This is a genomic window from Streptomyces sp. NPDC047049 (assembly GCF_040643995.1).
GTDB lineage: Bacteria > Actinomycetota > Actinomycetes > Streptomycetales > Streptomycetaceae > Streptomyces > Streptomyces mooreae.
In genome coordinates this window covers 46,493-72,925 of the sequence record NZ_JBEYVM010000025.1, presented here as the reverse complement: position 1 = coordinate 72,925, position 26,433 = coordinate 46,493, and the positions used below count along the sequence as shown (strand labels likewise).

The window sequence follows — 26,433 nt, the reverse complement described above, 5'->3', positions numbered from 1 at the left end:
TCCGGGAGCCGGTGCCGCGCGCCAGGAGCGGTGCCGTGCGCCGGAAGGGTGCGCTGCCGCGCGGGGGTCAGCCGATCTGGGCGCCGTAGGCCTTCAGGGCCTCCGGGACCGGCTGGAAGAAGGTTTCGCCACCCTTGGAGCAGTCGCCACTGCCGCCGGAGGTGAGGCCGATCGCGGCGTCGCCGTCGAAGAGCGCGCCACCGCTGTCACCGGGCTCGGCGCAGACATCGGTCTGGATCAGGCCCTCGACCGTGCCCTCCTGGTAGTTGACGCTGGCGTTCAGCGCCTTGACGGTGCCGTCGTGGACCTGAGTGGTGCTGCCGCTGCGCTGCACCTTCTCGCCGACGGTGGCCTCCGCGGCCTTGGTGATCTTCTGCGTGCTGCCGTTGTAGAGGTCGACCTCGCTGGGGTGCGGGGTGTCGCCCGTGTACTTGGCCAGGGAGAAGTCGTCGCCCGGGAACTTGGAGTCCTCGGTGGTCGCGATCGCCGAGCCGCCCTGCTTGTCGGACCAGCTCTTGATCTCGTTCCCGCAGTGGCCGGCCGTCAGGAAGTACGGCTCGCCGTCCTTGACGACGTTGAAGCCGAGCGAGCAGCGGGCCCCGCTCCCCCAGATCGCGTCGCCGCCGCCGATGAAGGGTGTGAACTCGCCCTTGCTGTGGCGCACCTCGACCTTGTCGCCGAGGGCCTTGGCGACCTTGGTGAGCCGGTCCAGCTTGGCGCCCTTGACCGTGCGGTCGGCGGTGACCACGACCTTGTTGCTCTGCGGGTCGATGCCCCAGGACGTGCCGGGGATGGTCGCCTTCGACTTCAGCGTCCGCCGGGCCGAGTCGAGCTGGGCGAAGGTGTGCTTGACGAGTCTAGCCTCCGCCCCCTTCGCCCGCACGGCCTGGGCCTGCGCCTTGTTCACCACATTGACGACCAGCTTCTTGGCCTTGGCGTCGTAGAAGGAACCGGCCGTGTCCGTCTTGAGGTGGGAGGCGAGGGCCGACGCCGCGGTGGAGGTCAGCTTGGCGAGCGCGGGGGTGCGCGCGGGGGCCGTGGACGCGTTGGCGTTGGCGAGGGTGACAGTGGCGGTGGCCGCGAGCGCAAGGGCTCCGGCACCTGCGACGATGACACGCCGGTTGGGTATGCGACGGTGCTTCAAGTCAGAGCCTCCGTGGGGGGAAGAGCCCGGAAACTGTGGGGAGTTGCCCGAGCCCGGAGAGTGAGGAGTCAGGGCAGGAACGGATCTGCCCGGGGGGGGGCGGATCCCGGGAGGCGCGCCCATGCCCACGTGCGGAGCCGAGTATTGCCATCCGCCTCACTCGCGCACAAGACCGGGTTCCGGTCTCACATACGGGAGTTCACGATTTCGCCACACGAGGGTCACACCGATGTCCGCACACCTCGACCCCGAGTGCGGACATCAGCAGGCACACCGGGCACCCCGGCGGACGGCAACGTGTGAGGACTATAGCTGGCCGGAAAACGGCGGCCGGGATCCGGCCCCCGTACAGCGGAGAACGCCGTATGTGACTGCATAATCAGGCACATACGACGAAAAAGCAGACATCAGGAACGGAGTTCCCGCTCCGCGGCTACGACAGCTCCTCGGCGTCCGGAAGGTCCTCCAGCTCCGGGGGCGGCGCACCCTCCTCACCGCCCTCGACGGCCGCACCCGAGGTCCCGGACCGCGCCGGACCGTCCGGGCGCCGCCCGGCGGCCCGCTCCGCCTCGGCCGCCGCGGTCTGTGCCTGGGCCTGCAGCCCGGAGCGCTCCAGGAACCGCAGCAGTTCGACCGGGAAAGGCAGGACAAGGGTGGAATTCTTCTCGGCGGCGACCGCCACCACGGTCTGCAGCAGCCGCAGTTGCAGCGCCGCGGGCTGGTCGGACATCGCCAGGGCCGCCTCGGCCAGCTTCTTGGACGCCTGCAGCTCGGCATCGGCGTTGATCACCCGGGCCCGCCGGTCCCGGGTCGCCTCCGCCTGGCGGGCCATCGACCGCTTCATCGTCTCCGGCAGCGAGACGTCCTTGATCTCGACCCGGTCGACGGTCACCCCCCAGCCGATGGCCGGGCTGTCCATCATCAGCTCCAGGCCCTGATTGAGCTTTTCCCGGTTGGACAGCAGGTCGTCCAGTTCGCTCTTGCCGATGATCGACCGCAGTGAGGTCTGGGCCATCTGCGAGACCGCGAAACGGTAGTCCTCGACCCGGATGACCGCGTCCGCGGCGTCCACGACCTTGAAATAGACGACCGCGTCGACCCGGACGGTCACGTTGTCCCGGGTGATGCCCTCCTGGGCGGGCACCGGCATCGTGACGATCTGCATGTTGACCTTGCGCATCCGGTCGATGCCCGGAACGATCATGGTGAACCCAGGCCCGCGCACCTCGGAGGCCAGCCGCCCCAGCCGGAGCACCACACCCCGCTCGTACTGCTTGACCACCCGCGCCGCGGCCACGAGATACACGGCCCCCACGGAGGCCAGCGCCACCCCGGCAGTCACCAGCTCTTCGACCATCACGGCTCCCTGACATGTGCCGCGCGCCGTCCGAATCGCGCTTTTTACCATGGTATGCCCGGCCAGGGAAGGCGGGCGAGGAAACCCACACCAGGCGCCACCGGGCGCGACCGGGCCCCCGTCCACCGGTGGACGGGGGCCCTCGTGCTGCCGGAGAAGGGTCCGGTGTGCCGCTGGAGCCGGACCCGGCGATCGGTACGGTTGCCCGCCGTACGGGCCCGGTGCGCGCGGGCCGGGCCGTACGGAGGTCAGCCGGCCGGCGTCAGTAGACGCTCACCCCGTAGGCGCTCAGCGCCTCGGTGACCGGCTGGAAGAACGTGGTGCCGCCGGACGTGCAGTCGCCGCTGCCGCCGGAGGTGAGGCCGAGCGCCTTGGTCCCGGAGTAGAGCGGGCCGCCGCTGTCGCCGGGCTCGGCGCAGACGGTGGTCTGGATCAGTCCGGAGACGATGTCGCCGCCGCCGTAGTTGACGGTGGCGTTCAGCGCGGTCACCTTGCCGCTGTGGATGCCGGTGGTGGAGCCCCGTCGGGTGACCGACTGGCCGACGGAGGGGGTGCCGGCGCTGGTGATGTCCTGACTGCCGACCGTGCCCGCGTGGGAGACCGAGCCGGTGTACTTGATGATGCCGTAGTCGTTGCCGGGGAAGCTGCTGCCCACGGTCGGGCCGATGCTCGCACCGGAGCCGGTGGTCCACGGCGGGTTGCCGTCGGTGCAGTGACCGGCGGTCAGGGCGTAGTAGGTGCTGCCGCTGCGGACGTTGAAGCCCAGCGAGCAGCGCCAGCTGGGGGCGTAGATGGCGTCGCCGCCGGAGATGAACTTGCGGAAGGTGCCCGCGATCCGGTCGATGCGGACCGCATCGGCATTGCTGCCCGCGGCCCGCTCGATCCTGGCGATCTCCGCCTGGGAGACCGTGCGGTCGGCGGTGACGACCAGGGTGTGGCTCTTGCTGTCGACCCGCCAGGCGGTGCCCGCGACATCCGCGCCGCGTATCGCCTGGCCGACGGCGGTGAGCTGGGTGGCGCTGAACGTCCTTGCGGGGGCGGGGATCTGCGCGTTGGCGGTGGGGATGGCGATGGCACCGACGGCCACCAGTCCGGACGCCACGGCGATCAGCCGGGTGCGTCTCGCTACGCCGCTGCGGGGGGTGGTGCGCTCGTTCCTCACTGATTCCTCCGAGGGGATCGGGGGGCCGCCGGTGGGCAGCCCGTGAGGCGCAGCCGAAGGGCACGCGAGAATCCGCACGTTCATTTTCAGCGTGCCCCTGACAAGCGCTGAGCGGAGTTTCGGGCGCGCCACCCCCGCAGCGCAAGAGGTCCACACGATTGTCTTGTGCCGGATACACGTGCTTCATGGCCGCACCGCCGCAACGCTCCGCCCCGGCAGCCTCGTTGACGGCTGCCGGGGCGGCGCTGACCCCCTCGGTCAGGGGTGGGACGGATCAGCGGACGACGCGGTTCCGCCCGCCGGCCGGCGGAGCGACGGCCAGGGCTTCGCGGTCCGCAAGGACAGCCCGCTGAAGAAGGTCGGCTCACTGCGGCAGCCGTGCGGGCTGACGGTCGCCACCGGCGCCGGCACCACCTCCGGGACGACGCCGGAGGAGAACCGGCACCGGTGCGCCCAGGCCACGGCACCGACCGGACCCTCAAGAAGTGGGGCGCCGGGCCCTCCGCCCTGACCGCATCGCGGACCAGCCCGCCGGAGGCCCGCTGATCCGGGCCCGTCGGACGACGGGACATGTGCGCTGGTCCCGCGTATGAACCTACCGGCCGGTCCGGTCCGCCTGCCGCTGACCGATTCCCGTCCGGGGCGGGTCAGGTACCGACCGTGAGGCTCTTCATACTGTCAGTTTCCTTACGGGGCGCGAAAGGTGATGACGCGCCACCCTCTTTGCACCAGATGTGTCACGAACCCCCCGTGCGGCGGCTATCCACTTGGCACACTGTCGGCCTGATGGACGACGATAGGGGTACACACACAGACACCGCGGGTGAGAGGAGGCGTCAATGGGATCGGTGCGCAAGGCGAGCGCCTGGCTTGGCCTCGTCGACGACAGTGATGACGAGCGCTACTACGACGACGACTACGCCGAGGGACCCGATGCCGGCGACCCGGGTGACAGCCCCTGGGTCACCGACCCCCGGGTCCGGGTGGCCGACGAGAGCGCCCAGGACCAGGGCACCCGCATCGCCACGGTCACCCCGGAGAGCTTCCGGGACGCCCGCGGCATCGGTGAACTCTTCCGGGACGGGGTCCCGGTGATCGTCAATCTGACGGCCATGGAGCCCTCCGACGCCAAGCGGGTGGTGGACTTCGCGGCCGGCCTGACGTTCGGTCTGCGGGGTTCGATCGAGCGGGTCGCCACCCGGGTGTTCCTGCTGACCCCCGCCGACTACCAGGTCGTCAGCGGCGAGGCCCGCGCCCACCGCAACGGCGGTTTCTTCAACCAGAGTTGAGCGCGACCCGCGTGCTCTTGGCCGGGGGTCCGGGGGCTCGCGGCGGCAGCCGCCGGTGTGCGGGCCCCCGGATCACGCAGCGACCGGCCTGAGCGGGCGGGGCCGCTCACCGGAAGGCGTCCAGACCGGTGAGCGCCTTGCCGAGCACCAGCTGGTGCATCTCGACGGTGCCCTCGTAGGTGAGCACCGATTCCAGGTTGGTCGCATGCCGCATGACGGGGTACTCCAGCGAGATCCCGTTGGCCCCGAGGACCGTCCGGGCCGTGCGGCAGATCTCGATCGCCTCCCGTACGTTGTTCAGCTTCCCGAAGCTGATCTGCTCGGGGCGCAGCCGCCCCGCGTCCATCCGCTGCCCCAGATGGTGGGCCAGCAGGATTCCCTTGTGCAGTTCGACGGCCATGTCGGCGAGCTTGGCCTGGGTGAGCTGGAAGCCGCCGATGGGCTTGCCGAACTGCTCCCGCGTCGTCGCGTAGTCCAGCGCCGCCTGGAAGCTGGTGCGGGCGGCCCCCATGGAGCCCCAGATGATGCCGTAGCGGGCATGGCTGAGGCAGCCGAGCGGGCCGCGCAGCCCGGTGACCTCCGGGAGCACCGCGTCGGCCGGCAGCCGTACGTCGTCCAGGACGAGTTCGCTGGTCACCGAGGCCCGCAGGGACCACTTGTGCTTGATCTCGGGGGCCGAGAACCCGGGGGTGCCGGCGGGGACCAGGAAGCCGCGGATGCCGTCGTCGGTACGGGCCCAGACCACCGCGACGCCGGCCACCGAGCCATTGGTGATCCACATCTTGCGCCCGTTGAGCACCCAGTCGCCGCCGCGCCCGCCCTCGCGCTTGGCGTGCGTCCGCATCGCGGCGGGGTCCGAGCCGATGTCCGGTTCGGTCAGGCCGAAGCAGCCGATGATCTCGCCGGCCGCCATCCGGGGCAGCCACTGCTGCTTCTGCTCCTCGGAGCCGAAGCGCCAGATCGCGTACATGGCGAGCGAGCCCTGGACGGAGACCAGGGAGCGGATTCCGGAGTCGGCGGCCTCCAGCTCCAGGCAGGCCAGGCCGTACTGGACGGCGGAGGCGCCCGTACAGCCGTAGCCGGTCAGGGACATCCCCAGGGCGCCCAGGGAGCCGAGTTCGCGGGCGAGTTCACGGATACCGGGCAGCTCACCGCGCTCGTACCAGTCGGCGATGTGCGGCAGGACGCGGCCCGCGGCCCACCCCCGGACGGTGTCCCGGACGGCACGGTCCTCGTCGGTCAGCAGGTCGTCGAGGCCCAGCGGGTCACCGGGGTCGAACGGCGGGACCACCGGGGCTGCGGACACCGGGGAGGTGGCGGACGGCTTTGCGGGCATGGCGGGGCCTCCGGCGGGTTCAGCGCTGGCGAAAAACTAGCAGCGGTAGTTATTCGCTTCCGACGGTACGGCCCCCGGTGCCGCGCGGCAAGGGTCACCGCCGCGCGGCGGGGCGGGCAGCCATCGGTCGGGCAGGCACGCGCAGGGCGGGGCAGCGACGCCCGCAGGGAGAAACGCCGGTCAGCGGCCGGAACTCGCCGGGGCGGGCTCACCGCTGCCGCGGCCGGCACCGGCCGTGCCGCCGCCCGGGGCAGGCTCCCCGTCCGCTTCCGCCCGCTCCGTGGACTCCGCCGCCCGGCGCGGCAGCCGCAGCGCGATCCCCGCACCGACCAGCAGCAGCACGGCGCTGGCGACGAGCGTGACGTGCAGCCCGTGGACGAAGGACTCCCGGGCGGCCTCACGCAGCGCCACCTTGGCACCCTCGCCCAGTCCGGCGGCCACCTTGTAGGCCTCGCCGAGGGAGTGCGCGGCCGAGGCGGAGGCCCGCCCGGGAACGCCGTCCACATGCGCCAGGCCCGGGGCGTAGGCGGCGTTCATGACGCTGCCGAGCAGGGCGACACCGATCCCCGCGCCGAGTTGGTAGGAGGTCTCCCCGATCGCGGCGGCCCCGCCCGACTGTTCGGCGGGCGCCTCGCTGAGCATCGACTCGTACGCCCCGAACAGCGTGGACTGGAAGCCGAAACCGAGCAGGACGAAGCCCGCGGACAGCAGCCAGGGGCGGTCCTGGCTGCTCATCGCGGTCAGACAGAGCACCGCGACGGCGGTCAGCACGAAGCCGAGGGACACCATCGCGCGCGGGCCGAGGGCCTGCAGCATCTTCGAGCCGGTCAGGCCGGCGGCCATCGCGGCGAAGACCAGCGGCAGCATCCGCAGACCGGTCTGCAGCGGGCTCAGTCCGAGCACGAGCTGGAGGTACTGGACAGCGATCAGCTGCAGGCCCACCAGGGCGAGCATGGCCAGCACGATGCAGCCGACGGAGGTGCCGAAGGCCGGCCTGGCGAACAGCCGCATATCGATCAGCGGGTGCGTGCGCCGGCGCTGGCGGCGTACGAACAGGACCAGCAGCAGCATGCCGAGGACGATGGGCAGGAGCGTGGTCGGGCCCAGCACGGCCGCGCCGCTGCCGATCCGCTTGACGCCGAGGACGATGCCCAGCACACCGAGCCCCGCGACGACCGCGCCGATCACGTCCCAGGGACCGTTGCGCTCCCCGCGCGACTCGGGCAGCAGCCACCGGCCTATCAGCAGCATCGCGGCCATCATCGGGATGTTGATGAGGAAGACCGAGCCCCACCAGAAGTTCTCGACGAGGAAGCCGCCGAGGACCGGACCGACCGCGGCACCGACCGCGGCCACCGCGCTCCACACGCCGATGGCGACCGCGCGCTCGCGCCGGTCGGGGAAGACCTGCCGCAGGATCGACAGCGTGGCCGGCATGATCATGGCGCCGCCGATGCCGAGCAGGGCGCGGGCCACCATCAGGATCTGCGGGTTGGGCGCGAGCGCGGCGGCGGCCGAGGCCAGGCCGAAGAGGCCGTAGCCGAGAAGGAGGACACGGCGGCGGCCGACCCGGTCGCCGAGGGTGCCGAACAGGATCAACAGCGAGGCCGCGATCAGCGGGTAGACGTCGACGATCCAGAGGAGTTCCACCGGGCCCGGCCGCAGGTCCTCGGTGACGGAGGGCACGGCGACGTACAGGATCGTGGTGTCCAGTGCGACGAACAGCAAACTGACGCAGAGCACGATCAGCACGGTCCAGCGGTTCGCGCCGCCGCCGGTGAGCCGGGGAACACCAGCCGTCCGTCCACTGCCGGACGCGGTCGTCCCGGACATGCAGCACCTCCAGTCATGCTCTCGCGGCCACGGATCAGGGCGCGAAAACGCCCCGGTGGAACCGGCGGCACAAGCGAGTAGAGACGTCAGACTACGCGAGTCCCGGTGGCTGCCGCGTGGCTCACCTCACGAAGAGACGCACATCGCAGCGCCGTGCGTTCCCCACCCCGCCGTCGGCAATCGTTCTTCGGCCACCTGGATAATCTTCCGGATGAACGATCTTGCCTCCGCGGCCGTTCCCGCCCGGCCCCTGTGCGACGTGCCCGCCGCACGGGCCGCGCTGCGCCGGGCCGCGCCCGCGCTGGCGGCCTTCGCGGCGATCCGGCTGCTGGGGCTCGTCGTCCTCGGGGTCTGGTCCACGGTCAACGGCAAGGACTGGCACACGCTGCTGGCCGTCCGCTGGGATGCGCTCTGGTACACCCGGGTCGCCGAGCAGGGCTATGGCTACACGGTGCAGCTGCCGCACGGCGCCGTCCACTCCGACCTGGCGTTCTTCCCACTGCTGCCGTCTTTGGAGCGGGGCCTGTCGGCCGTGGTGCCGCTGTCGCCCGCCGATGCCGGGCTGGTGGTGTCCTGGCTGGCGTCGCTGGCCGCCGCCTGGGCGCTGTACGCGACCGGCGAGCGGCTGCACGGACACCGGGCCGGGGTCGCCCTGGCGGCGCTGTGGGCCGCGGTGCCGGTCGGGATCGTGCAGTCGATGGCGTACTCGGAGTCGCTGTTCACCGCGCTCGCGGCCTGGTCCCTGTATGCCGTGCTGACCGGGCGCTGGGTGTGGGCGGGGGTGCTGGCCTCGCTGGCCGGGCTGACCCGGCCGGTGGGTGCGGCGGTGGTCGCGGCGGTGTGGGTCACCGCGGCGGCGACGCTGTGGCGGCAGCGGACCGGCGGCGTATGGGGGCGCGCGGCGCTGCGCGCGCAGCCGGGCCTGCTGCCCGGCGTGCTGCTCGCCCCGCTCGGCTGGGGCGGGTACTTCCTGTGGGTGGCGGCGCGGCAGGGCTCGTTCACCGGCTATCTGGACGTCCAGGCGGGCTGGGGCAACGGCTTCGACGGGGGGATCGCCTTCGGCGCCTTCCTCGGGGAGCTGCTGTCGGGCCCCTCGTTCGCGGCGGGACTCGGGCTGCTCCTCGGCGTCGGGCTGGTGCTCTGGCTGTATGTGCGCGGCGTGCGGCAGGGCCAGCCGCTGCCGCTGGTGGTCTACGGCGGCACGGTGCTGCTGCTCGCGCTGACCGCCAAGGGCTACTTCGGGTCCAAGCCGCGGCTGATGCTGCCGGCCTATCCGCTGCTGCTGCCGGCGGCGGCCGGGCTCGCGCGCCGGCACCCGGTCCGGTCCTGGCTGGCCGTCGCCCTGGTGGCGGCCGGCTCCGCGGCGTACGGGGCGTTCTGGCTGAACGGTTCGGGTCCACCGTGACCCCCTCGCAACCCTTGGTGACCGAACGAACGCTTTCCGTGACACCCCCGCGGGGGAACGTCGCGCGACCCCCGGGCGACAGACCGATAAACTCCGCCGGGAGAAAAGCAGATAAGGCGCTCATGGTGACGACACGCGGGCCCCGGGAAGCGATTGAGAATCGCCGGGAATTCCCCGCCAAATCCCAGCTCCGAAGCCCCGATTGAGACACATTCCACATCACATCGTCATTACAAAGCGCACAGTTTGACCAAGCACCTACATCACACGCGGTAACGTCGATTGAGTGCGTACCGATGACAAGCTCGACCAGATGGAGGAGCAGCGCCCGACCGATCGCGTCCGACCGCCCCGCATGACCCGGACCCGCCTGTGGCTGTTCTGGGGAACGCTGGCGGTGTACCTCGCGATCGTGGCCGGGGTGCTGGCTACTACATGGCTGGTCACGTTCGACTGGCAAGTCATGTTCTTCAGGCCGTACAAGCAGTGGCCTGAGATCCATGCCTTCCTCGACTACTTCGTTGTACTGGGGCAGCGCGGACCGACCGCGGTGGCGGTGGCGGCATGGCTGGGCTGGCGCTGCTGGCGCCAGCGCAACCTCCACCCGCTGCTGGTGCTCGGCGCCTCACTGCTGCTGCTGAACGTCACCGTGGGCGCCGCCAAGCTCGGCATGGGGCGGCTCGGCCCGCACTACGCGACCGTGGTGGGCGCCAACGAGATGGGGCTCGGGGGCGACATATTCCCCTCGGGTCACACCGCGAACGCCGTGGTCACCTGGGGTGTGCTGGCCTACCTGGCGACCACCTCGCTGCGCCGCCGCACGCTGTCGGTGATCGCCGCGCTGGGCGCGCTGGGCGTCGGCATGACCACCGTCTACCTCGGCACCCACTGGGTCAGCGATGTGCTGCTCGGCTGGGCCGCGGGGCTGCTGGTGCTGCTGGCGATGCCCTGGCTGGAGCCCGGGATCACCTGGTTCGAGGACCGCCTGATGGGCATCCTGCTGCGGCTGTGGCTGCGGCTGCGCCCCGATTCGCTGCGCGGCCCGCTGCCGGTCGGCTCGCTGGCTCCCGGGGTGTCCCGGCAGCGCATCGCCCCCGACGGCGAGGTGCTGGTCCGCGAGACGATCTCCGCCGGCACGGGCGGCCGGTCCGCCGCCCACAACCCGGACACCTGGCCGCACCACCCCTCGCGCCCGTACACCATCCGTTCGGAGCGCGCCCCGGTCACCCCGGCGGGCAGCCGGCGACCGCCGCACGCGGACCGTTCGCGCACGACGCCGCTCAGCCCGATCTCCGGGCGCGGCCGCAACGCGAACGGCTGAGCACGGCGCAGGCGGCGGGGCCGGTACGCACACCCCCGCCCCGCACCGAAGGCCCCGGCCGCTCCCCACAAAGCGGCCGGGGCCTTCGTCGTGCGTACGGCGCTCAGCCCTGCCAGGTGCGGTGCACCGTGCCGTCCTTGACCTCGAAATTGAGGCGGCCGGCCAGGTACTCCATGGTGATGATCGCGCCCGGCGGCAGCGAGCGGACCGTGGTCCAGCCGCGCCCTCTGGCCTGTTCTTCGGCGTCCTGCTGGGCAAGGCCGACATACGCCTCGATGTCGTCCTGAGGGTTGTCCGGAAGGTTCGGTACGTCAGCCATGACAGCCACCGTAGGCGCCCGGGCCGGCCCGCGGAACCCCGGCCCCCGCACACCTCGGTGACCTCCCGGTCCGGCCTTCGTCACACTTGTGTCACAGCGAACGCTGGTGCGTTTGCCGGAGCTTCCGTCACCCTTACGCGCCGCGTGACGGCGCAACCGGGTGGAAAATTAAGCGGCCGGAATTCCGCCTTGATCAAATGCGAAACGTGATGGGTAACTCGGCGCATCGCGGCCGGCCGTCCGAAAATAATCCCCGGTGAGTTTCGGATTACCCGTATCTGGCGTTCTTTATCGGCCGCCGGGAATTGTCCAACGAGACACACTCCGCACACATTTCCCGCACATCGCCCCGCTTGCCGCCTCCGCGCCCGCTCCGGCCCCTTCCGCCCGCCGTACGCCGGAGCGACCACCGGACCGGCCACCGGACCGCCTGATCCCACCGGAACGGACCGGAGCGCCACCTCGCTCTGCGCCCCCCGCGCGAGCATCATGTGCCGGGCCCAGTACACCTTCGACGAACGGGGCGCAGCGGATGGTTACCGACACCGGCCAGGCGGAACTGCGGCCCCCCGGGGCGCGGCGCCGCGGGGCGGTGCTGGTCGACTGGCTGACGACCACCGACCACAAGAAGATCGGGCACCTCTATCTGATCACCGCGTTCGGCTTCTTCCTGGTGGGCGGTCTGCTGGCGCTGGTGATGCGCGCCGAACTGGCCCGGCCGGGGCTGCAGATCATCGGTGCGGAGCAGTTCAACCAGGCGGTGACCATGCACGGCACGATCATGCTGCTGCTCTTCGCCACCCCCGCATTCGCCGGTTTCGCCAACGAGATCATGCCGTTGCAGATCGGCTCGCCCGATGTGGCCTTCCCGCGGCTGAACATGTTCTCGTACTGGCTCTTCCTCTTCGGCGGCCTGATCGTGCTGGGCAGTTTCCTCACGCCGTTCGGCGGCCCGGCCTTCGGGTGGACGGCCTACGCCCCGCTGAATTCGATGGTCCGCTCCCCCGGCGTCGGCGCCGATATGTGGATCATGGGGCTGGCGCTGGCCGGCTTCGGCACCATCCTCGGTGCCGTCAACTTCATCACCACGATCATCGTGCTGCGGGCGCCCGGGATGACGATGTTCCGGATGCCGGTGTTCACCTGGAACATCCTCTTCACCTCGATCCTGGTGCTGATGGCGTTCCCCGTGCTGGCGGCGGCGCTGCTGGTGCTGGAGGCGGACCGGCAGTTCGGGTCGGTGGTGTTCGAGGCGCGGTGGGGCGGTGCGCTGCTGTGGCAGCACCTGTTCTGGTTCTTCGGCCATCCCGAGGTCTACATCATCGCGCTGCCGTTCTTCGGCATCATCACGGAGATCATCCCGGTCTTCTCCCGCAAGCCGATCTTCGGCTACGTGATGCTGATCGGGGCGACGATGGCCATCACGGCCCTGTCGGCGATGGTCTGGGCGCACCACATGTTCGCGACGGGGGCGGTGCTGCTGCCGTTCTTCTCCCTCCTGTCGTTCCTGATCGCGGCGCCGACCGGGGTGAAGTTCTTCAACTGGATCGGCACCATGTGGCACGGCTCGGTGTCCTTCGAGACGCCGATGCTGTGGTCGGCGGGGTTCCTGGTGAGCTTTCTGTTCGGCGGGCTGACCGGCGTCATCCTCGCCTCCCCGCCGATGGACTTCCACGTCACCGACACCTACTTCGTCGTCGGCCACTTCCACTACGTCGTCTTCGGGACGGTCGTCTTCGCCACCTACGCGGGCTTCTACTTCTGGTGGCCGAAATTCACCGGCAAGATGCTCGACGAGCGGCTGGGAAAGATCCACTTCTGGACACTGTTCGTCGGCTTCCACACCACGTTCCTCGTCCAGCACTGGCTGGGCGCGGAAGGCATGCCGCGGCGCTATGCCGACTATCTGGCCGCCGACGGCTTCACGGCCCTCAACACCCTCTCCACCGTCGGCTCCTTCCTGCTGGGCCTGTCCACGCTGCCGTTCCTCTACAACGTCTGGAAGACCACCCGCCACGGCTCCCGGATCACCGCGGACGACCCCTGGGGCTTCGGCCGCTCCCTGGAGTGGGCGACCTCCTCGCCGCCGCCGCGGCACAACTTCACGACTCTTCCGAAGGTCCGTTCCGAGTCCCCCGCCTTCGATCTGCACCATCCGGAGGTGGGGAAGCAGCCGACGGCGACGCCGCCGCCAGTGCCCGGGAGAGCCGGTCCCTGATCTCCCGTATGCGGCTTTGCAGCTCCGGCGGCTCGCGGACCTCGAAGTCGAATCCGGTCAGCACGATGTGGAGCACCATCAGCTCCAGGCTGTGCGCCCCGGTACGCAGCAGACAGGACTGCTCGTCGACGGCTTCGAGCGTCCCGGCGGCCGGGCCGATGCGCTCCGCGGCGCGCTCCAGCGGGGCGTGCAGCAGCACGGTGGCCTGCCGGGCGTAGACCCGGGTGGAGATCCCCCGGGAGACATACGCGGCGAGATCCGCCGCCGGCGGCGGGCGGGGCGTGAAGCGCGGCCCGTGCGGCGGGGTGGGGGTGAGGCGGTCGACGCGGTAGGTGCGCCAGTCCGCACGGTCCACGTCCCAGGCGACGAGGTACCAGTGGCGCCGGGCGCAGACGAGGCGGTGCGGCTCCACGATGCGGCGGGAGCAGGTGCCGTCGTGGGTGGTGTAGTCGAAGCGGAACTGCCGGCAGTCGCGGCAGGCGTGCGCGAGCTCGGTGAGGAGGTTCGGGTCCACCCGGGGACCGCCGCTGCCGGGCAGCGGGACCGTGAAGGCGTTCAGCGCACCGATCTGGCGCTGCAGCCGGTGCGGCAGCACCTGCTCCAGCTTGGCCAGCGCGCGTACGGAGGACTCCTCGATGCCCTCGACGCCGCCCACCGCCGCCGTGCGCAGCCCGACCGCGACCGCCACCGCCTCCTCGTCGTCGAGCAGCAGCGGCGGGAGTTCGGCACCGGCGCCGAGCCGGTAGCCGCCGGCCTTCCCCGGCGCGGAGTGGACGGGGTAGCCCAGCTCGCGCAGCCGGTCGATGTCCCGGCGCACCGTGCGCGGGGTGACGTCGAGCCGGTCGGCGAGCTCCGCGCCGGACCACTCCCGGTGGGCCTGCAGCAGCGAGAGCAGGCGAAGCAGACGTGCCGAGGTCTCCAACATGGCCCGAGTCTCGCAGCCTTCGCGGACAGCCGCGGTCCTCGATGGCCACCGGGACCGCGGGCGCCGCTCCGTCAGTCCCCGGCAGGCCCCGCGACCCGGACGGCCAGGTCGTTGTCGAGCGTGTAATACGGGCCGATCCGCAGCTCTTCCGCCGCGGCCGGCACCGGCAGCGCGGGGTAGCTGAAGACCTGCTTCTTGTCGGCCACGTCGTCGAGGAGGCGCGCGATGCGCACCGGCCGGGCGCCCTCGGCGGGGCGCAGCCACAGGTCCCAGGGCTCGCTGCCCTGCTGCCACCGGCCGGCCAGCTCCTCGTAGGGCAGCGTGAAGGTGAACCCGGAGCCCTCGACGGTCAGCGGGACGGTGACCGTGGCCGGTGCGGCGCCCGGAGAGTCCGGGGCGCGGCGCGACCGTGCCTCGGCGCGGGCACCGGAGCCCGGCACGGTGCCGTAGAGCCGGCCGGAGACCGTCATGCCGTCGGGCGCGACAAGGATGTCACCGGCTTCGGCGTGCGGACCGCGCAGCCAGCTGCGCAGCGCGAGGTTGCCGAACTTGGTCGCGTACGGGATGCGCACACCGAGCCGGCCGATGCCCGCCAGCGGCCTGCGGTCGACCAGCGACCGCAGGTCGTTGACGCCCGGCAGCAGGCGTCGCGGGTCCCGGCCGTCGCCGAGGTCGGCGTAGGCGTTCCAGCGGCCCTCGGCGAGGGAGACGGTGCTCGGCAGCACCGCGCGCAGGCGCCCGGCGCCGTTCGGGCCGAGCGGCAGCCGTACCTCGTCGTCCGCGCCGTCGCCGCCGCGCAGCCGCAGCACCAGCGCCGCGCTCCAGGCGGTGGGGGTGTCCTGGGGGACGCTCAGGTCGAAGGTGAGGCCGCCCGCGGAGTCCGCGATGCAGTCGGCCCGCAGTGCGGCCGGCTCCGCCTCCGTGCCCCGCTCCCCCGTCCGTTCGGGGCCCGGGGTGTGCGCGCTCACCGGAACTCCGGTTTTCTGATCAATGGCAGCGGACTCCTTCATCTCGTCTCCGGTCACGGTCAGTTGGCTCGGCGCCGTCATACCGTCCGCACCCCTCTCATCGCGGCGCGGGCCGCATCCTTGGTGGCGTATGCGCCGCCGAGCAGGGCTCCCCGGGCGCGATGCAGGCTGCCGCGCAGCCGGTGGCCCCGCCTGCGGGCGAGCAGTTCGGCGAAGAGCTCTTCATGGCGTTCCGCGACCGTGGCGGGGTCGAAGCGGGCGGACGAGGCCAGCGCGGCCCCGCCCATCCGCTTGCGGGCGTCGTCGTCGTTGATCAGCGTGAGCAGCGAGCCGGCCAGCGCCTCCGGATTGCCGACCGGGACCAGCTTGCCGTCCACCCCGTCGTCGATGATCTCGCCGGGCCCGTGCGGGCAGTTGGTGGCGACGACCGGGAGGCCGCAGCGCATGGCCTCGACGATGGTCATCCCGAAGGACTCCAGGCTGGAGGAGACCGCCGCGATCGAGCCCTTGGCCCACTCCGGCTCCAGGGGGTTGGCCGGGCCCATCAGGAAGACGTGGTTGTACAGGCCGAGTTCGTCGATCAGGGCGCGCAGCGCGGCCTTCTCGGTGCCGCCGCCGTATATCCGCAGCCGCCAGTCGGGGCGCTCGGCGACGACCTGGGCGAAGGCGCGGATGAGGACGTCATAGCGCTTGACGCGGGTGAGCCGGCCGGCCGCGACGACCCACTTGCCGCTGCCGTCCGCGGGCGCGAGAGCGGACGCCGGCACGCTGTTGGGCACCGACTCGACCCGCACACCGGGCAGCCGCAGCGTGCGGCGGTAGGCACGGGCGTCGGCCTCGGTGACGGTGGTGACCGCGTCGAGGCGCGGATAGGCGCTGCGCAGTGCGAGTTTGAGCGCCTTGCTGTGGGTGTCCAGGGTCAGGTGCTCCTGGCCTATCCGGACCGGGCCGCGGCGCGCCTGCTTGGCGATGTGCACATTGAGACCGGGCCGGGTGCCGACCACCACGTCCGTCTCCATCCGGCGCAGATGCTGGGCTATCCGGCCGTCGGTGAGCTCGCTGTACTGGCCGAACCGGTTCTCGGCGGCGGGAAATATCCTGGCGGGGCGGGCGTGCGCGGGGTCCGCGCCCTCGTAGGCGGGGCTGTTCTCCCTGAGGTCCACGAGATGCCGCAGCGCGACGCGCGGGCCGAGGTCGAAGACCGGGGCGTCGCGGTGGCGCAGTACGGACACGATCTCGACCTCGTGCTGCTCGGCGAGCGTACGCGCGAGGTTGAACGTCGTCCGGATCGTCCCCCCGATGCCGTAGGCATTGTGAATCAGGAATGAGATGTGCATCCGTCCCCGTGTCCCCTGGTCTTCCGTTCCGGTCTCCCCGTGGGATGCGTCGCGCCCCCCTCCCGATGGCGCGACGCATCCCCCTGCGAACGGTAGGACCGCGAAAACCGGTTCCCGGTTGGGTCTTTCGCCAACTTGTTCCGCAAAAGTTAGGTCATCGGTAGCTGCGGCAGGGAACCTCCCGACCTGGGATCCCCTCCGCCTCCGCCGCGTTCACCAGGCCTTCCGGCGCGGCGTTCCCGCCGCTGAACTCCCGCCGCCCGCCCGTCATTCGTCGTCCGCCGGACGGGAGTGCTTCTTCGGGCTCTCGGGGAGCCGCAGCTTGGTGCCGGCCATGAGCTTGCCGGGATCCGGCCCGATGGTCGAGCGGTTGGCGCTGTACAGCGCCCGCCAGCCGCCCTTCACCTGGTACTTCTCGGCGATCTCGCCCAGCGTCTCCCCGCTCCGTACGACATGGGTCCGCGCGGGGGGAAGCAGTCCGTAACGCCGGGCGCACACCGGCCAGGCGCCCCATCCCTGGGCGGCCTGCACCCGCTTCGCGATCTTGATCTGCTCCTTGCGGGTGGCGAGATCGGCCCGCTCCGCGAAGTCGAGGCCGCCGAAGGCCTCCCAGGTGGGCTGCCAGAACTGCAGCCCGCCGTAGAAGGTGTTGCCGGTGTTGACGTGCCAGTCCCCGCTGCTCTCGCACTCCGCGAGGCAGCCCCAGGGCCAATGGTCGGCGGCGCAGGCGTGCGTGGTCTTGCCGCCGGGGCCGCCGCCGGTCCCGTCGGCGGCGGCGGCGCCGGGCAGGCACAGCACCAGGGCGGCGGCCACGGTGAGCAGCCCGACGGATCCCACGAAGCGCCGAGGCGCCGAAGAGTTGTCCGACATAGCCGGTGACGGTAAGCAGCCGTCGGCCGCTGACCAGCGCGCCACGCCCTCAGGACCCCGCACCCACCCGGTCCGGTGTACGGAACACCGCCGACTGCGCCAAGTTCTGCGCAAGAGTTGGCGTTATGTGACCGCTTCTGGGGCGGCTTTCCACGGTTTTCCGCTGTGCGGGGATTGGTTCGATTCCGTTCCCGCCCTCGCGTGACTCCTGCCGCAGGTCACCCGTTGTCCTTGTACGAGCCGGGAGACCACCCGGCAGACGCACAGAGATCGAGGAGCCACCCGTGCCGCGCATGCTCGACGTCAGCGACGACGTTCGCGCCGAGATCGGCGACGAAGAAGCCGACCGCCTGCTGGCCGGTGGCGACGCCCCCGGCAGCTATGACTGCACCTCCTGCCGGACCCCCGGGGACAGTGAGCAGGAGCGCACCAGCACCGTCCTGTTCGTGGGCGAGGAGACCGCGGTGCTCGCGTTCGCCCACGCCACCTGCATCCCCTCGCAGGTCGTCCCGGTGTCGGAGGAGCAGCTTCAGGGAGCCGTGCGCTCCATCACCGGCGAGGACGCCGCCCCCGAGACTCCCGCCCCGGCCGTCCCGCTCCCCACCACCCCGCGCCAGGCGACCCTCGGGATCACCTGCGGTCTGGTGCTGGTCGAGGGCGACCTGCGCCCGGCCCTGGTGGTCGAGCCGGACGGCCCGATCGCCCGCCCCGGCACGGCCGGCCCGGACGACGCCTTCCTTCCGCTGCTCCTGGAGCAGGGCTTCCACCCGGTGACGGACGTGGACCAGCTCCCCGGTCCGAACCCGGGCTGGTCCGCGCTGCTGGCCATGGGCAAACTGCACGCCGTCCTGCAGCCGGGCGGCGCCGGCCAGCAGGCCGCCTGGTGGCAGGCCCACCAGCCGCTGGCCGTCTCGGACGGCTGGCGCGCCGCGGCCAACAAGGCGCAGTCGGTGCTGATGTACGCGGCGCCCGCGGGCTCCATCGGCCACCAGCCCCGCGAGGACCTGATGCGCGAGGCGCTGGAGAAGGCCGCGGCCAAGGGCACCCTGGTCGCCGCGGAGATGCCGCTGGCCGGCACCTGACAGCCCCCGGCACCCGATCGCGGGGGCGGACCGCCATTCCGGACGGTCACGCCCCCGCGATCAGCCATTTCCGCACGAAAGCCGCATCCCGCGGCCGTCGAGGTCGTTGGCACAGACGTGCACGCATACGACCCGTCCTCCCGCGCCCCGTACACCCACCCGATCCCCGGCATGCGCCCGTCCTACGAACACCGGACGACGCACACCACGGAGCATGGTTCGGCCACGCCGATCTATGACGCGCTGTACGCCGAGTACCGCCGCGCTTTCCGGGCCCTGCCCGGGGACCGTACGGACGAGCCGGAGCTCCCGGAGTCGCTGCGCGGTGCCGTGAACTGGAACCGTACGGCGGCGTCCGCGGGCCACTGGGAGGTCGTCAGCCGGCAGCCGTACCACCCGCGGGGCCATGTCCCGGCGGCGCTGCCACCGGCGCAGCGGGACGCCCGGCCGCACGGACACTGAGCGGTCCGCGCGGCCCGATCCGCCGCTACTTCTTCTTGCTGCGCTTCTCGCGCACCCGCACGGAGATGTGGATCGGCGTGCCGTCGAAGCCGAACTCCTCACGCAGCCGCCGCTCGACGAAGCGGCGGTAGCCGGCCTCCAGGAAGCCGGAGGCGAACAGGACGAAGCGCGGCGGCTTGGTGCCCGCCTGGGTGCCGAAGAGGATGCGGGGCTGCTTGCCGCCGCGGATCGGGTGCGGGTGGGAGGCGACGATCTCACCGAGGAAGGCGTTCAGCCGCCCGGTGGGGATCCGGGTCTCCCAGCCCTCCAGCGCGGTCTCGATCGCCGGGACCAGCTTCTCCATGTGCCGGCCGGTACGCGCGGAGACGTTCACCCGCATCGCCCAGGGGATCTGCACGAGGTCCCGCTCGATCTCCCGCTCCAGGTAGAAGCGGCGCTCCTCGTCGAGGGTGTCCCACTTGTTGTAGGCGATGACCAGGGCGCGTCCGGCCTCCACGGCCATCGTGACGATGCGCTGGTCCTGGACGCTGATGGATTCGGACGCGTCGATCAGGACGACCGCGACCTCGGCCTTCTCGACGGCCGCCGCGGTGCGCAGCGAGGCGTAGTAGTCGGCGCCTTCCTGGAGGTGCACCCGGCGGCGGATACCGGCGGTGTCGACGAACTTCCAGGTCTTGCCGCCCAGTTCGATCATCTCGTCGACCGGGTCGCGGGTGGTGCCGGCCTGCTCGTTGACGACCACCCGCTCCTCGCCGGCGACCTTGTTCAGCAGCGACGACTTGCCGACGTTCGGCCGGCCGATCAGCGCGATCCGGCGGGGGCCGCCGAGGGCGGTGCCGAAGGTCTGCGCGGGGGCCTCGGGCAGCGCCTCCAGCGCGGCGTCGAGCATGTCGCCGGTGCCCCGGCCGTGCAGCGCGGAGACCGGGTAGGGCTCGCCCAGGCCCAGCGACCACAGCATGGCGGCGTCGGCCTCGCCCGACGGGCCGTCGACCTTGTTGGCGACCAGGACGACGGGCTTGCCGGCCCGGCGCAGCAGCTTGACGACGGCCTCGTCGGTGTCGGTGGCGCCGACCTTGGCGTCGACCACGAAGACCACCGCGTCGGCGGCCTCGATGGCGAACTCGGCCTGCAGCGCCACGGAGGCGTCGATGCCGAGGACGTCCTGCTCCCAGCCGCCGGTGTCGACGACCTTGAAGCGGCGGCCGTTCCAGTCGGCCTCGTAGGTGACGCGGTCGCGGGTGACGCCCGGCTTGTCCTCGACGACCGCTTCCCGGCGGCCGATGATGCGGTTCACCAGGGTCGACTTGCCGACATTGGGGCGGCCGATGACGGCGAGGACGGGCAGCGGGCCGTGGCCGGCCGCGGCGATGTCGCCCTCGACCTCCTCGAGGTCGAAGCCCTCCTCCGCGGCGAGCTCCATGAACTCCGCGTACTCGGCGTCGCCCAGCGCACCGTGCTCGTCGCCGGCGGGGATCTGGTCGTTCATGAAGTCCGTTCCTCACGCATTCAATGTGCGGCTACCGCCGCGTGGTCCTCGTGATCGGTGGGCCGCTCGTCCGCGGCCCACTACTCACGTCTCTTCAGCGCCCGGTCAGGCGCCTGGCCTGTGCCAGGTGGGCGGTCAGCCGCTCCTGGATCCGTACGGTCGCCTCGTCGAGCGCCTTACGGGTGCGCCGGCCACTGTTGTCGCCCGCTTCGAAGGCGTCACCGAAGACGACATCGACGCGGGAGCGCAACGGCGGCACGGCCGGTGTCAGCCGACTGTGCCGCTCCGTGCTGCCGAGCACCGCCACCGGCACCACCGGGGCGCCGGAGCGCACCGCGAAGTACGCCAGGCCCGCGCGCAGGGACGCGAAGTCGCCCTCGCCGCGGGTGCCTTCCGGGAAGATTCCCAGCACTCCGCCCTGGGCCAGTACCCCGAGGGCGTCGGTGATCGCCTTGCGGTCGGTGGTCTCGCGGTCCACCTTCAGCTGCCCGATGCCCCGCAGGAACGGGTCCAGCGGGCCGACGAAGGCTTCCTTCTTGATCAGGAAGTGCACCGGCCGCGGCGCGGTGCCCATCAACATCGGGCCGTCGATGCCGTGCGAGTGGTTGACGGCCAGGATCACCGGGCCGGACGGGGGCACCCGCCAGGCGCCCAGCACCCGCGGCCGCCACAGCCCGTACATCAGGCCGATGCCGATCCGCCGGCCGACCGCGGCGCCCGCCTCGCTCGGGGCCCCGCCGCTGTCGGTCACCGGGCGACCCGCCCTGCCTTCTCGGCACCGGCGCCCTCGATGAGGGTGACCACGCACTCGATGACCTGCTCCAGCGTGAGCTCGGTGGTGTCGACCTCGACGGCGTCGTCCGCCTTGGCCAGCGGGGAGGTCTTGCGGCCGGAGTCGGCGGCGTCCCGCTTGATCAGCGCCTCGCGGGTGGCGGCCAGGTCACCGGCCTCCTTCCCCTTGAGCTCACCGCTGCGGCGGGCCGCCCGCGCCTCCGGGGAGGCGGTGAGGAAGACCTTGAGGTCGGCGTCGGGCAGGACGGTGATGCCGATGTCCCGGCCCTCGACGACGATGCCGTTGGGGGCCTCGGCGGCGATGCTGCGCTGCAGATCGGTGATCAGGGTCCGCACCTCGGGCACGGCGCTGACGGCGCTGACCGCGGCGGTGACCTCCTGGGTGCGGATCGGGCCCGCGGCGTCCAGGCCGTCGACCGTGATGGTCGGGGCGGCCGGGTCGGTGCCGGAGACGATCACGGGCTTGGCGGAGGCGTCGGCCACCGCGGTTGCGTCGTTGACGTCGATGCCGTTGGTCAGCATCCACCAGGTGATCGCGCGGTACTGGGCGCCGGTGTCGAGGTAGCCGAGGCCCAGCTTGGCGGCGACGGCCTTGGACGTGCTGGACTTGCCCGTGCCTGCGGGGCCGTCGATGGCGACAATCACTGCTGCCGGGGCGGTCCGAGCGGCGGTTTCCACGGTGACGAACACCTTTCTTGTACACGGGGCGGGGGTCCAAGGGCCACAACGGCCTCGGACAAGGTTACTGGCTCACCCGCACGGCGCCGTCCACGGTGTCATTGCCGGATCGACCAGCCCCGCTCCCGCAGCTCCGCGGTCAGTCCCGGGACGGCCTGCGGCTCGACCATGAGCTGGATGAAGCCGGCCTGCTGGCCGGTGGCGTGCTCGATGCGGACGTCCTCGATGTTGACCCCGGCCCGGCCGGCGTCGGCGAAGATCCGGGCCAGCTCGCCGGGCTGGTCGCCGATGTGCACGGAGACGATCTCATAGGTGGCCGGGGCGGCGCCGTGCTTGCCGGGCACCCGCTCCCGCCCGGCGTTGCCGCGGCGGAGCACGTCCTCGATGCCGCCGGCGCCACCGCCGCGCTTCGCGTCGTCGGCGGACTCCAGGGCGCGCAGGGACCGTACGGTCTCGTCCAGGTCGGCGGCGATCTCGCCCAGCACATCGGCGACCGGGCCCGGATTGGCGGAGAGGATGTCGATCCACATCGCCGGATCGGAGGCCGCGATCCGCGTCACATCGCGGATGCCCTGGCCGCAGAGGCGTACGGCGGTCTCGTCGGCGCCCTTGAGCCGGGCGGCCACCAGGCTGGAGACCAGTTGCGGGGTGTGCGAGACCAGGGCGACGGCGCGGTCGTGCGCGTCCGCGTCCATCACCACCGGGACGGCCCGGCACAGGGCGACCAGTTCCAGTGCGAGATTGAGCACTTCGGTGTCGCCGTCGCGGGTCGGGGTGAGCACCCAGGGCCGGCCCTCGAAGAGGTCGGCGGTGGCGGCCAGCGGGCCGGAGCGCTCCTTGCCGGCCATCGGGTGGGTGCCGAGGTAGGCGGACAGCTCGCAGCCCATCGCCTCCAGCTCGCGGCGCGGGCCGCCCTTGACGCTGGCGACGTCGAGGTAGGCGCGGGCCGCCCCGCGCCGTATGGCATCGGCCAGCGCCGTCGCGACATGGGCCGGCGGCACGGCCACGACGGCCAGGTCGACCGGGCCCGGGGGCGGCTCGGTGGTGCCCGCGCCGAGCGCGGCGGCGGTACGGGCCTGGGCCTGGTCGTGGTCCTCCAGGAAGACCTGGACGCCGCGGGCGCTCAGCGCCAGCGCGGCGGAGGTGCCGATCAGGCCCGTTCCGATGACGAGTGCGCTTCTCACTGCGCGATGTCCTTTCGCAGCGCCCCGGCCGCGCCGAGGTAGACATGGGCGATCCCGGCCTTGGACAGATCGGTCTCGACATGGGCGAGCACCCGTACCACGCGCTCCATGGCACCGGTGATGTCCAGCTCCTGGGCGCAGATCAGCGGCACGTCCGTGATGCCCAGGGCGCGCGCGGCGGCGGCCGGGAAGTCGCTGTGCAGATCGGGGGTGGCGGTGAACCACACACTGATCAGGTCGTCCGCGGTGAGGCCGTTGCGTTCGAGGAGGGCGGTGAGCAGTTCGCCGACCTGCTGCTGCATATGCTCCGCGTCGTCCCGCTCCAGCTGGACGGCCCCGCGGACCGCTCGTACCGCCACGTCGCTGCTCCCCTTGCGTTCTGTGCCGCGTCACGCACCTGTGCGCGCACTGATCAGCGTAACCAGCCGCACCGACAATCCGTACGCGGCGGCCGGCCGGCGAGACGGCCGGGGGCGCGCGGGCGGCGGTCCCTGCGCGTCGCGACCGGCGGCCTCTGCGGGTTGCGACCGGCCGCCCACCGACGGTGAGAACGCCGCCGGACTTCGACATTCCGCTTCCAAAACCTGGTGACATTCACCATCCCGCCAGCGACAATCGCCGCCATGTCCGAAGCCGCCGAAGGTCACACCCTGGTCGCCGAGCACACCGTCTACGCCTGTGTGATGGGCTCGCGCGCCTTCGGTCTGGCCACGGAGACCAGTGACACCGACCGGCGCGGGGTGTATCTCGCGCCCACCCCGCTCTTCTGGGGCTTCGAGAAGCCCCCGACCCATGTGGAGGGGCCGCGCGAGGAGGAGTTCTCCTGGGAGCTGGAGCGCTTTTGCCAGCTGGCCCTGCGCGCCAACCCCACCATCCTGGAGTGTCTGCACTCCCCTCTGGTCGAGCGGGTCGACGCCACCGGCCGGGAACTGCTCGGGCTGCGCGACGCCTTCCTGTCCCGGCAGGCCCACCGCACCTTCACCGGCTACGCCGGCGGTCAGCTCAAGCAGCTGCGGGCCGATGTGCGCCAGCACGGCGCGCCCCGCTGGAAGCACGCCATGCATCTGCTGCGGCTGCTGGCCTCGTCCCGCGATCTGCTCCGTACCGGCAGGCTCACGCTGGACGTCGGGCAGGACCGGGAGGAGCTGCTGGCGGTCCGGCGCGGCGAGGTGGCCTGGGACGCCGTGGAGCGCCGGATGGCGCGGCTGGCCGAGGAGGCGGAGGCCGCGGTGTCCGGCTCGCCGTTGCCGGCCGAGCCGGACCGGGGCCGGGTGGCCGACTTCCTGTTCCGGGCCCGGCGGGCATCGGCGCTCGGCTGAGGCCCGGCCGTCCCGGTCCGGACGAGGCGTCCCGCCCGGACGAGGCGTCCCGCCCGGACGGTCAACCCGGGCCCGGGGAGTGGGTCCTGGCCCGGACGACGAGGTCGTGCAGCGCCTCGCGGGCACCGGGAGCGTCCGGCAGGGCCGTCGCGTCCTGCGCGGCGTCGAGCCGGGCGTGCAGCGCCTCGACGTCCCCGCGCAGCCGCTCCGGGTCCACCACCCCACCAGCCGTGCCGTGTTCGGCCGCCTCCTTGGCCGCGATCAGCTCCGGCAGGTAGGCGGGCGCGGCCGACTCGCCCGCCAGCGTGGGCAGATGGGGCTGCACCCGGCCGCTCTCCATCAGGTGGATGCCGGTGAGCAGCACGCGCAGCGTGTACAGCAGCGGCTTGAGCTCGCCGGTCTTCTCGAACAGCCGCCACTGGGTCCTGGCGAAGCCCCGGTAGTGGTGGGCGTGGTGGGAGGTGAGCAGGTCCGGCACCAGCGCGAGCAGTTCGTCGTGCACGGGCGTGGTGTGCACGACCAGGGGCGAGACCAGCTGCTCCAGTACGTAGCCGTTGCGCCGGAGCAAAAGCCGGGCGAACTTGCGCAGGTCGTGCGAGACCAGGTCCAGCTCGGTGCGGTCCTGCTCCCACATCCGGGTCCGGGACTCCTCGGGCTCGTACAGGCCGAGGAGGGCGGCGGCCGGCAGGAGGTGGGCGCCGCGCAGGTCGACGTCGGAGTCCCGGGACGGGAAGCCGTACAGGTGCGCGCCGGAGACCGTCGCGAAGACCAGCGGGTCGTCCTGCTCGGCCACCACGGCGCCCAGGCCGACGGCGGGCAGCCCGGCCGCGCGGAGGACGGCCTCCCGTGCGGTGGCCGTTGCGGGAGCCGTTGCGGGAGCCGTTGTGGGGGCCGCATCGGTGGCCGTTCCGGTGGATGCCGGGTTCTCAGGCATCCCAGGCCTCCCCCAGTGCCAGTAGTTCCTCGCGGTACTCGATACGGGAGGCCCACGCCCCGGGCCAGGCCCCGGCGCCCAGGTGGGCACCCGCGAAGGCGCCGGTGAGGCAGGCGATCGAGTCGGAGTCCCCGGAAGTGCAGGCGGCCCGGCGCAGCGCGGTGAGCGGTTCACCGGGGAAGAGCAGGAAGCACAGCAGGCCGGTGGCCAGCGCCTCTTCGGCGATCCAGCCGGCGCCGGTGGCCAGGCAGGGGTCGGCCTCCGGGTCCGGGGCGCCGAGCGCCGCGTCCAGCCGGTCCAGGACACCGAGGCATTCGTCCCAGCCGCGGGCGGCGAAGGCCGTCGCGGAGGGTTCCTGGCTCCGCCGCCACAGGTCGCCGAGCCAGTCCTCCCGGTAGACGGTGCGGTGGTCCTCGGCGTACGCCCGCAGCCGGCCCGGCAGCTCGGCGGGCGGTGTGCCGTCGGCGAGGGCGCGTACGGCGTAGGCGGTCAGGTCACTGGCGGCCAGTGCGGTGGGGTGCCCATGGGTCAGTGCGGACTGCAGCTGTGCGGCGCCGGAGCGCTGCTCGGGGCTCAGCCCCGGTGCCAGCCCGATCGGCGCGACCCGCATATTGGCGCCGCAGCCCTTCGACCCCATCTGGACGGCCCCGGCCCAGGGCAGGTCCCGGTCACTGAGCAGTTCACAGGCCCTCAGGCACGTCCCGCCCGGTGCCCGGTTGTTGTCGGGCGAGCGCCACCAGGCGACGTACTCCTCGCGCACGGCACCCACGAGAGCGGCCGGCGTGAGGTCGCCGTCCTCCATGGCGGTGCGCAGCCCGCGGCCCAGCGCCAGCGTCATCTGGGTGTCGTCGGTGACGAGGGCGGGCTCGGGCAGCGCCATCCGCCGCCACGGGCCGCTCTTGGCCAGGATCGACGGCACGTCGTGGAACTCGGTGGGAAGGCCGAGCGCGTCGCCGAGAGCGAGCCCGATCAGCGAGCCGGTAGCGGCGGACCCCGTGGACACCATCAAAAA

The 26,433-nt window shown here is 72.0% G+C and carries 24 protein-coding genes and 1 pseudogene; 8 read left to right on the top strand and 17 right to left on the bottom strand.

Features of this window, described 5'->3' with window-relative positions:
- Positions 1 to 67 precede the first annotated feature (67 nt).
- The 3 genes from ABZ851_RS33995 to ABZ851_RS33985 all read right to left on the bottom strand — a co-directional run bounded on the left by ABZ851_RS33995 (position 68) and on the right by ABZ851_RS33985 (position 3,663).
- Entirely contained in the window at positions 68 to 1,144 is a 1,077-nt protein-coding gene (locus ABZ851_RS33995; protein WP_361136065.1) for a S1 family peptidase, read from the bottom strand.
- A gap of 433 nt (positions 1,145 to 1,577) precedes the next feature.
- On the bottom strand, positions 1,578 to 2,501 hold the full coding sequence (locus ABZ851_RS33990; RefSeq protein WP_336053258.1) for a slipin family protein: 924 nt from the start codon (positions 2,499 to 2,501) through the stop codon (positions 1,578 to 1,580).
- Positions 2,502 to 2,763: 262 nt separating this feature from the next.
- A complete protein-coding gene (locus ABZ851_RS33985) occupies positions 2,764 to 3,663 on the bottom strand; it encodes a S1 family peptidase (RefSeq protein ID WP_361136061.1) in 900 nt (299 codons plus the stop codon).
- Positions 3,664 to 3,973: 310 nt separating this feature from the next.
- On the opposite strand from ABZ851_RS33985, the pseudogene ABZ851_RS33980 reads away from it, so the two are divergent.
- Both ABZ851_RS33980 and ABZ851_RS33975 read left to right on the top strand, forming a co-directional pair.
- Positions 3,974 to 4,120 (top strand): annotated as a pseudogene (locus ABZ851_RS33980) (ABC transporter substrate-binding protein); the annotation flags it as partial.
- Between the two features lie 382 nt (positions 4,121 to 4,502).
- Positions 4,503 to 4,952 (top strand): cell division protein SepF, encoded by a 450-nt coding sequence (locus ABZ851_RS33975; RefSeq protein ID WP_336053256.1) that lies wholly within the window; start codon positions 4,503 to 4,505, stop codon positions 4,950 to 4,952.
- Between the two features lie 106 nt (positions 4,953 to 5,058).
- Here ABZ851_RS33975 and ABZ851_RS33970 read toward each other — a convergent pair whose 3' ends face one another.
- The gene (locus tag ABZ851_RS33970; protein ID WP_361136057.1) at positions 5,059 to 6,288 is read right to left on the bottom strand and encodes an acyl-CoA dehydrogenase family protein; all 1,230 of its coding nucleotides are present in this window, start codon (positions 6,286 to 6,288) and stop codon (positions 5,059 to 5,061) included.
- 180 nt (positions 6,289 to 6,468) lie between these two features.
- Positions 6,469 to 8,121 (bottom strand): MFS transporter, encoded by a 1,653-nt coding sequence (locus ABZ851_RS33965; RefSeq protein WP_361136054.1) that lies wholly within the window; start codon positions 8,119 to 8,121, stop codon positions 6,469 to 6,471.
- 211 nt (positions 8,122 to 8,332) lie between these two features.
- Here ABZ851_RS33965 and ABZ851_RS33960 point away from each other — a divergent pair, with 211 nt between their 5' ends.
- The gene (locus ABZ851_RS33960; RefSeq protein ID WP_361136051.1) at positions 8,333 to 9,526 is read left to right on the top strand and encodes a glycosyltransferase family 39 protein; all 1,194 of its coding nucleotides are present in this window, start codon (positions 8,333 to 8,335) and stop codon (positions 9,524 to 9,526) included.
- A gap of 286 nt (positions 9,527 to 9,812) precedes the next feature.
- Positions 9,813 to 10,847 (top strand): phosphatase PAP2 family protein, encoded by a 1,035-nt coding sequence (locus tag ABZ851_RS33955; protein WP_361136047.1) that lies wholly within the window; start codon positions 9,813 to 9,815, stop codon positions 10,845 to 10,847.
- A gap of 103 nt (positions 10,848 to 10,950) precedes the next feature.
- Here ABZ851_RS33955 and ABZ851_RS33950 read toward each other — a convergent pair whose 3' ends face one another.
- The gene (locus ABZ851_RS33950) at positions 10,951 to 11,166 is read right to left on the bottom strand and encodes an I78 family peptidase inhibitor (RefSeq protein ID WP_088796989.1); all 216 of its coding nucleotides are present in this window, start codon (positions 11,164 to 11,166) and stop codon (positions 10,951 to 10,953) included.
- Between the two features lie 532 nt (positions 11,167 to 11,698).
- On the opposite strand from ABZ851_RS33950, the gene ctaD reads away from it, so the two are divergent.
- Positions 11,699 to 13,384, top strand: a complete 1,686-nt coding sequence (gene ctaD / locus ABZ851_RS33945; RefSeq protein ID WP_361136044.1) for a cytochrome c oxidase subunit I — start codon at positions 11,699 to 11,701, stop codon at positions 13,382 to 13,384.
- Here the strand turns inward: ctaD and ABZ851_RS33940 are convergent.
- From ABZ851_RS33940 to ABZ851_RS33925, 4 genes are all read right to left on the bottom strand, one after another.
- Complete coding sequence (locus tag ABZ851_RS33940; RefSeq protein ID WP_361136041.1) at positions 13,269 to 14,309, bottom strand: YafY family protein; 1,041 nt, start codon at positions 14,307 to 14,309, stop codon at positions 13,269 to 13,271. The genes ctaD and ABZ851_RS33940 overlap by 116 nt on opposite strands.
- Positions 14,310 to 14,380: 71 nt before the next feature.
- A complete protein-coding gene (locus ABZ851_RS33935) occupies positions 14,381 to 15,358 on the bottom strand; it encodes a hypothetical protein (RefSeq protein ID WP_361136037.1) in 978 nt (325 codons plus the stop codon).
- A complete protein-coding gene (locus ABZ851_RS33930) occupies positions 15,355 to 16,614 on the bottom strand; it encodes a glycosyltransferase family 4 protein (RefSeq protein ID WP_361136034.1) in 1,260 nt (419 codons plus the stop codon). Before ABZ851_RS33930 ends, ABZ851_RS33935 begins: the two co-directional genes overlap by 4 nt.
- A gap of 267 nt (positions 16,615 to 16,881) precedes the next feature.
- Positions 16,882 to 17,484 carry a transglycosylase family protein gene (locus tag ABZ851_RS33925; protein ID WP_361136031.1) on the bottom strand — a complete coding sequence of 201 codons (603 nt, stop codon included), beginning with the start codon at positions 17,482 to 17,484 and terminating at the stop codon, positions 16,882 to 16,884.
- Positions 17,485 to 17,768: 284 nt separating this feature from the next.
- On the opposite strand from ABZ851_RS33925, the gene ABZ851_RS33920 reads away from it, so the two are divergent.
- Positions 17,769 to 18,566: a hypothetical protein gene (locus ABZ851_RS33920; RefSeq protein WP_361136028.1), complete on the top strand. Its 798-nt coding sequence runs from the start codon at positions 17,769 to 17,771 to the stop codon at positions 18,564 to 18,566.
- Positions 18,567 to 18,683: 117 nt separating this feature from the next.
- Positions 18,684 to 19,028, top strand: a complete 345-nt coding sequence (locus ABZ851_RS33915; RefSeq protein ID WP_361136024.1) for a hypothetical protein — start codon at positions 18,684 to 18,686, stop codon at positions 19,026 to 19,028.
- Positions 19,029 to 19,053: 25 nt separating this feature from the next.
- Here the strand turns inward: ABZ851_RS33915 and der are convergent, their stop codons facing one another.
- The 5 genes from der to aroH form a co-directional block, all read right to left on the bottom strand.
- Positions 19,054 to 20,514, bottom strand: coding sequence for a ribosome biogenesis GTPase Der (gene der / locus ABZ851_RS33910; protein WP_088796995.1), 1,461 nt, complete (start codon positions 20,512 to 20,514; stop codon positions 19,054 to 19,056).
- A gap of 94 nt (positions 20,515 to 20,608) precedes the next feature.
- On the bottom strand, positions 20,609 to 21,265 hold the full coding sequence (locus ABZ851_RS33905; protein WP_361136021.1) for a lysophospholipid acyltransferase family protein: 657 nt from the start codon (positions 21,263 to 21,265) through the stop codon (positions 20,609 to 20,611).
- Positions 21,262 to 21,996, bottom strand: coding sequence for a (d)CMP kinase (cmk, locus tag ABZ851_RS33900; protein ID WP_311625739.1), 735 nt, complete (start codon positions 21,994 to 21,996; stop codon positions 21,262 to 21,264). The genes ABZ851_RS33905 and cmk overlap by 4 nt, the downstream gene beginning before the upstream one ends.
- 86 nt (positions 21,997 to 22,082) lie before the next feature.
- Entirely contained in the window at positions 22,083 to 23,168 is a 1,086-nt protein-coding gene (locus tag ABZ851_RS33895) for a prephenate dehydrogenase (RefSeq protein ID WP_336053236.1), read from the bottom strand.
- Complete coding sequence (aroH, locus tag ABZ851_RS33890) at positions 23,165 to 23,527, bottom strand: chorismate mutase (protein WP_336053234.1); 363 nt, start codon at positions 23,525 to 23,527, stop codon at positions 23,165 to 23,167. The genes ABZ851_RS33895 and aroH overlap by 4 nt, the downstream gene beginning before the upstream one ends.
- A 264-nt stretch (positions 23,528 to 23,791) precedes the next feature.
- Between aroH and ABZ851_RS33885 the strand changes: the two genes are divergently transcribed.
- Positions 23,792 to 24,487, top strand: coding sequence for a nucleotidyltransferase domain-containing protein (locus tag ABZ851_RS33885; protein WP_361136017.1), 696 nt, complete (start codon positions 23,792 to 23,794; stop codon positions 24,485 to 24,487).
- A 61-nt stretch (positions 24,488 to 24,548) separates the two neighbouring features.
- On the opposite strand, the gene ABZ851_RS33880 is transcribed toward ABZ851_RS33885, so the two are convergent.
- Positions 24,549 to 25,421, bottom strand: coding sequence for a nucleotidyltransferase domain-containing protein (locus tag ABZ851_RS33880; protein ID WP_361136013.1), 873 nt, complete (start codon positions 25,419 to 25,421; stop codon positions 24,549 to 24,551).
- Complete coding sequence (locus tag ABZ851_RS33875) at positions 25,414 to 26,427, bottom strand: ADP-ribosylglycohydrolase family protein (protein WP_361136011.1); 1,014 nt, start codon at positions 26,425 to 26,427, stop codon at positions 25,414 to 25,416. Before ABZ851_RS33875 ends, ABZ851_RS33880 begins: the two co-directional genes overlap by 8 nt.
- Positions 26,428 to 26,433: the final 6 nt, after the last annotated feature.

What these genes read in the sequence shown, in the direction of transcription:
- ABZ851_RS33990 (WP_336053258.1), bottom strand. Translation starts at nt 2,501, where the DNA reads ATGGTCGAAGAGCTGGTGACTGCCGGGGTGGCGCTGGCCTCCGTGGGG.
- ABZ851_RS33975 (WP_336053256.1), top strand. Translation starts at nt 4,503, where the DNA reads ATGGGATCGGTGCGCAAGGCGAGCGCCTGGCTTGGCCTCGTCGACGAC.
- ABZ851_RS33970 (WP_361136057.1), bottom strand. Translation starts at nt 6,288, where the DNA reads ATGCCCGCAAAGCCGTCCGCCACCTCCCCGGTGTCCGCAGCCCCGGTG.
- ABZ851_RS33965 (WP_361136054.1), bottom strand. Translation starts at nt 8,121, where the DNA reads ATGTCCGGGACGACCGCGTCCGGCAGTGGACGGACGGCTGGTGTTCCC.
- ABZ851_RS33960 (WP_361136051.1), top strand. Translation starts at nt 8,333, where the DNA reads ATGAACGATCTTGCCTCCGCGGCCGTTCCCGCCCGGCCCCTGTGCGAC.
- ABZ851_RS33950 (WP_088796989.1), bottom strand. Translation starts at nt 11,166, where the DNA reads ATGGCTGACGTACCGAACCTTCCGGACAACCCTCAGGACGACATCGAG.
- ctaD (WP_361136044.1), top strand. Translation starts at nt 11,699, where the DNA reads ATGGTTACCGACACCGGCCAGGCGGAACTGCGGCCCCCCGGGGCGCGG.
- ABZ851_RS33940 (WP_361136041.1), bottom strand. Translation starts at nt 14,309, where the DNA reads ATGTTGGAGACCTCGGCACGTCTGCTTCGCCTGCTCTCGCTGCTGCAG.
- ABZ851_RS33935 (WP_361136037.1), bottom strand. Translation starts at nt 15,358, where the DNA reads ATGACGGCGCCGAGCCAACTGACCGTGACCGGAGACGAGATGAAGGAG.
- ABZ851_RS33930 (WP_361136034.1), bottom strand. Translation starts at nt 16,614, where the DNA reads ATGCACATCTCATTCCTGATTCACAATGCCTACGGCATCGGGGGGACG.
- ABZ851_RS33925 (WP_361136031.1), bottom strand. Translation starts at nt 17,484, where the DNA reads ATGTCGGACAACTCTTCGGCGCCTCGGCGCTTCGTGGGATCCGTCGGG.
- der (WP_088796995.1), bottom strand. Translation starts at nt 20,514, where the DNA reads ATGAACGACCAGATCCCCGCCGGCGACGAGCACGGTGCGCTGGGCGAC.
- ABZ851_RS33885 (WP_361136017.1), top strand. Translation starts at nt 23,792, where the DNA reads ATGTCCGAAGCCGCCGAAGGTCACACCCTGGTCGCCGAGCACACCGTC.
- ABZ851_RS33880 (WP_361136013.1), bottom strand. Translation starts at nt 25,421, where the DNA reads ATGCCTGAGAACCCGGCATCCACCGGAACGGCCACCGATGCGGCCCCC.
- ABZ851_RS33875 (WP_361136011.1), bottom strand. Translation starts at nt 26,427, where the DNA reads ATGGTGTCCACGGGGTCCGCCGCTACCGGCTCGCTGATCGGGCTCGCT.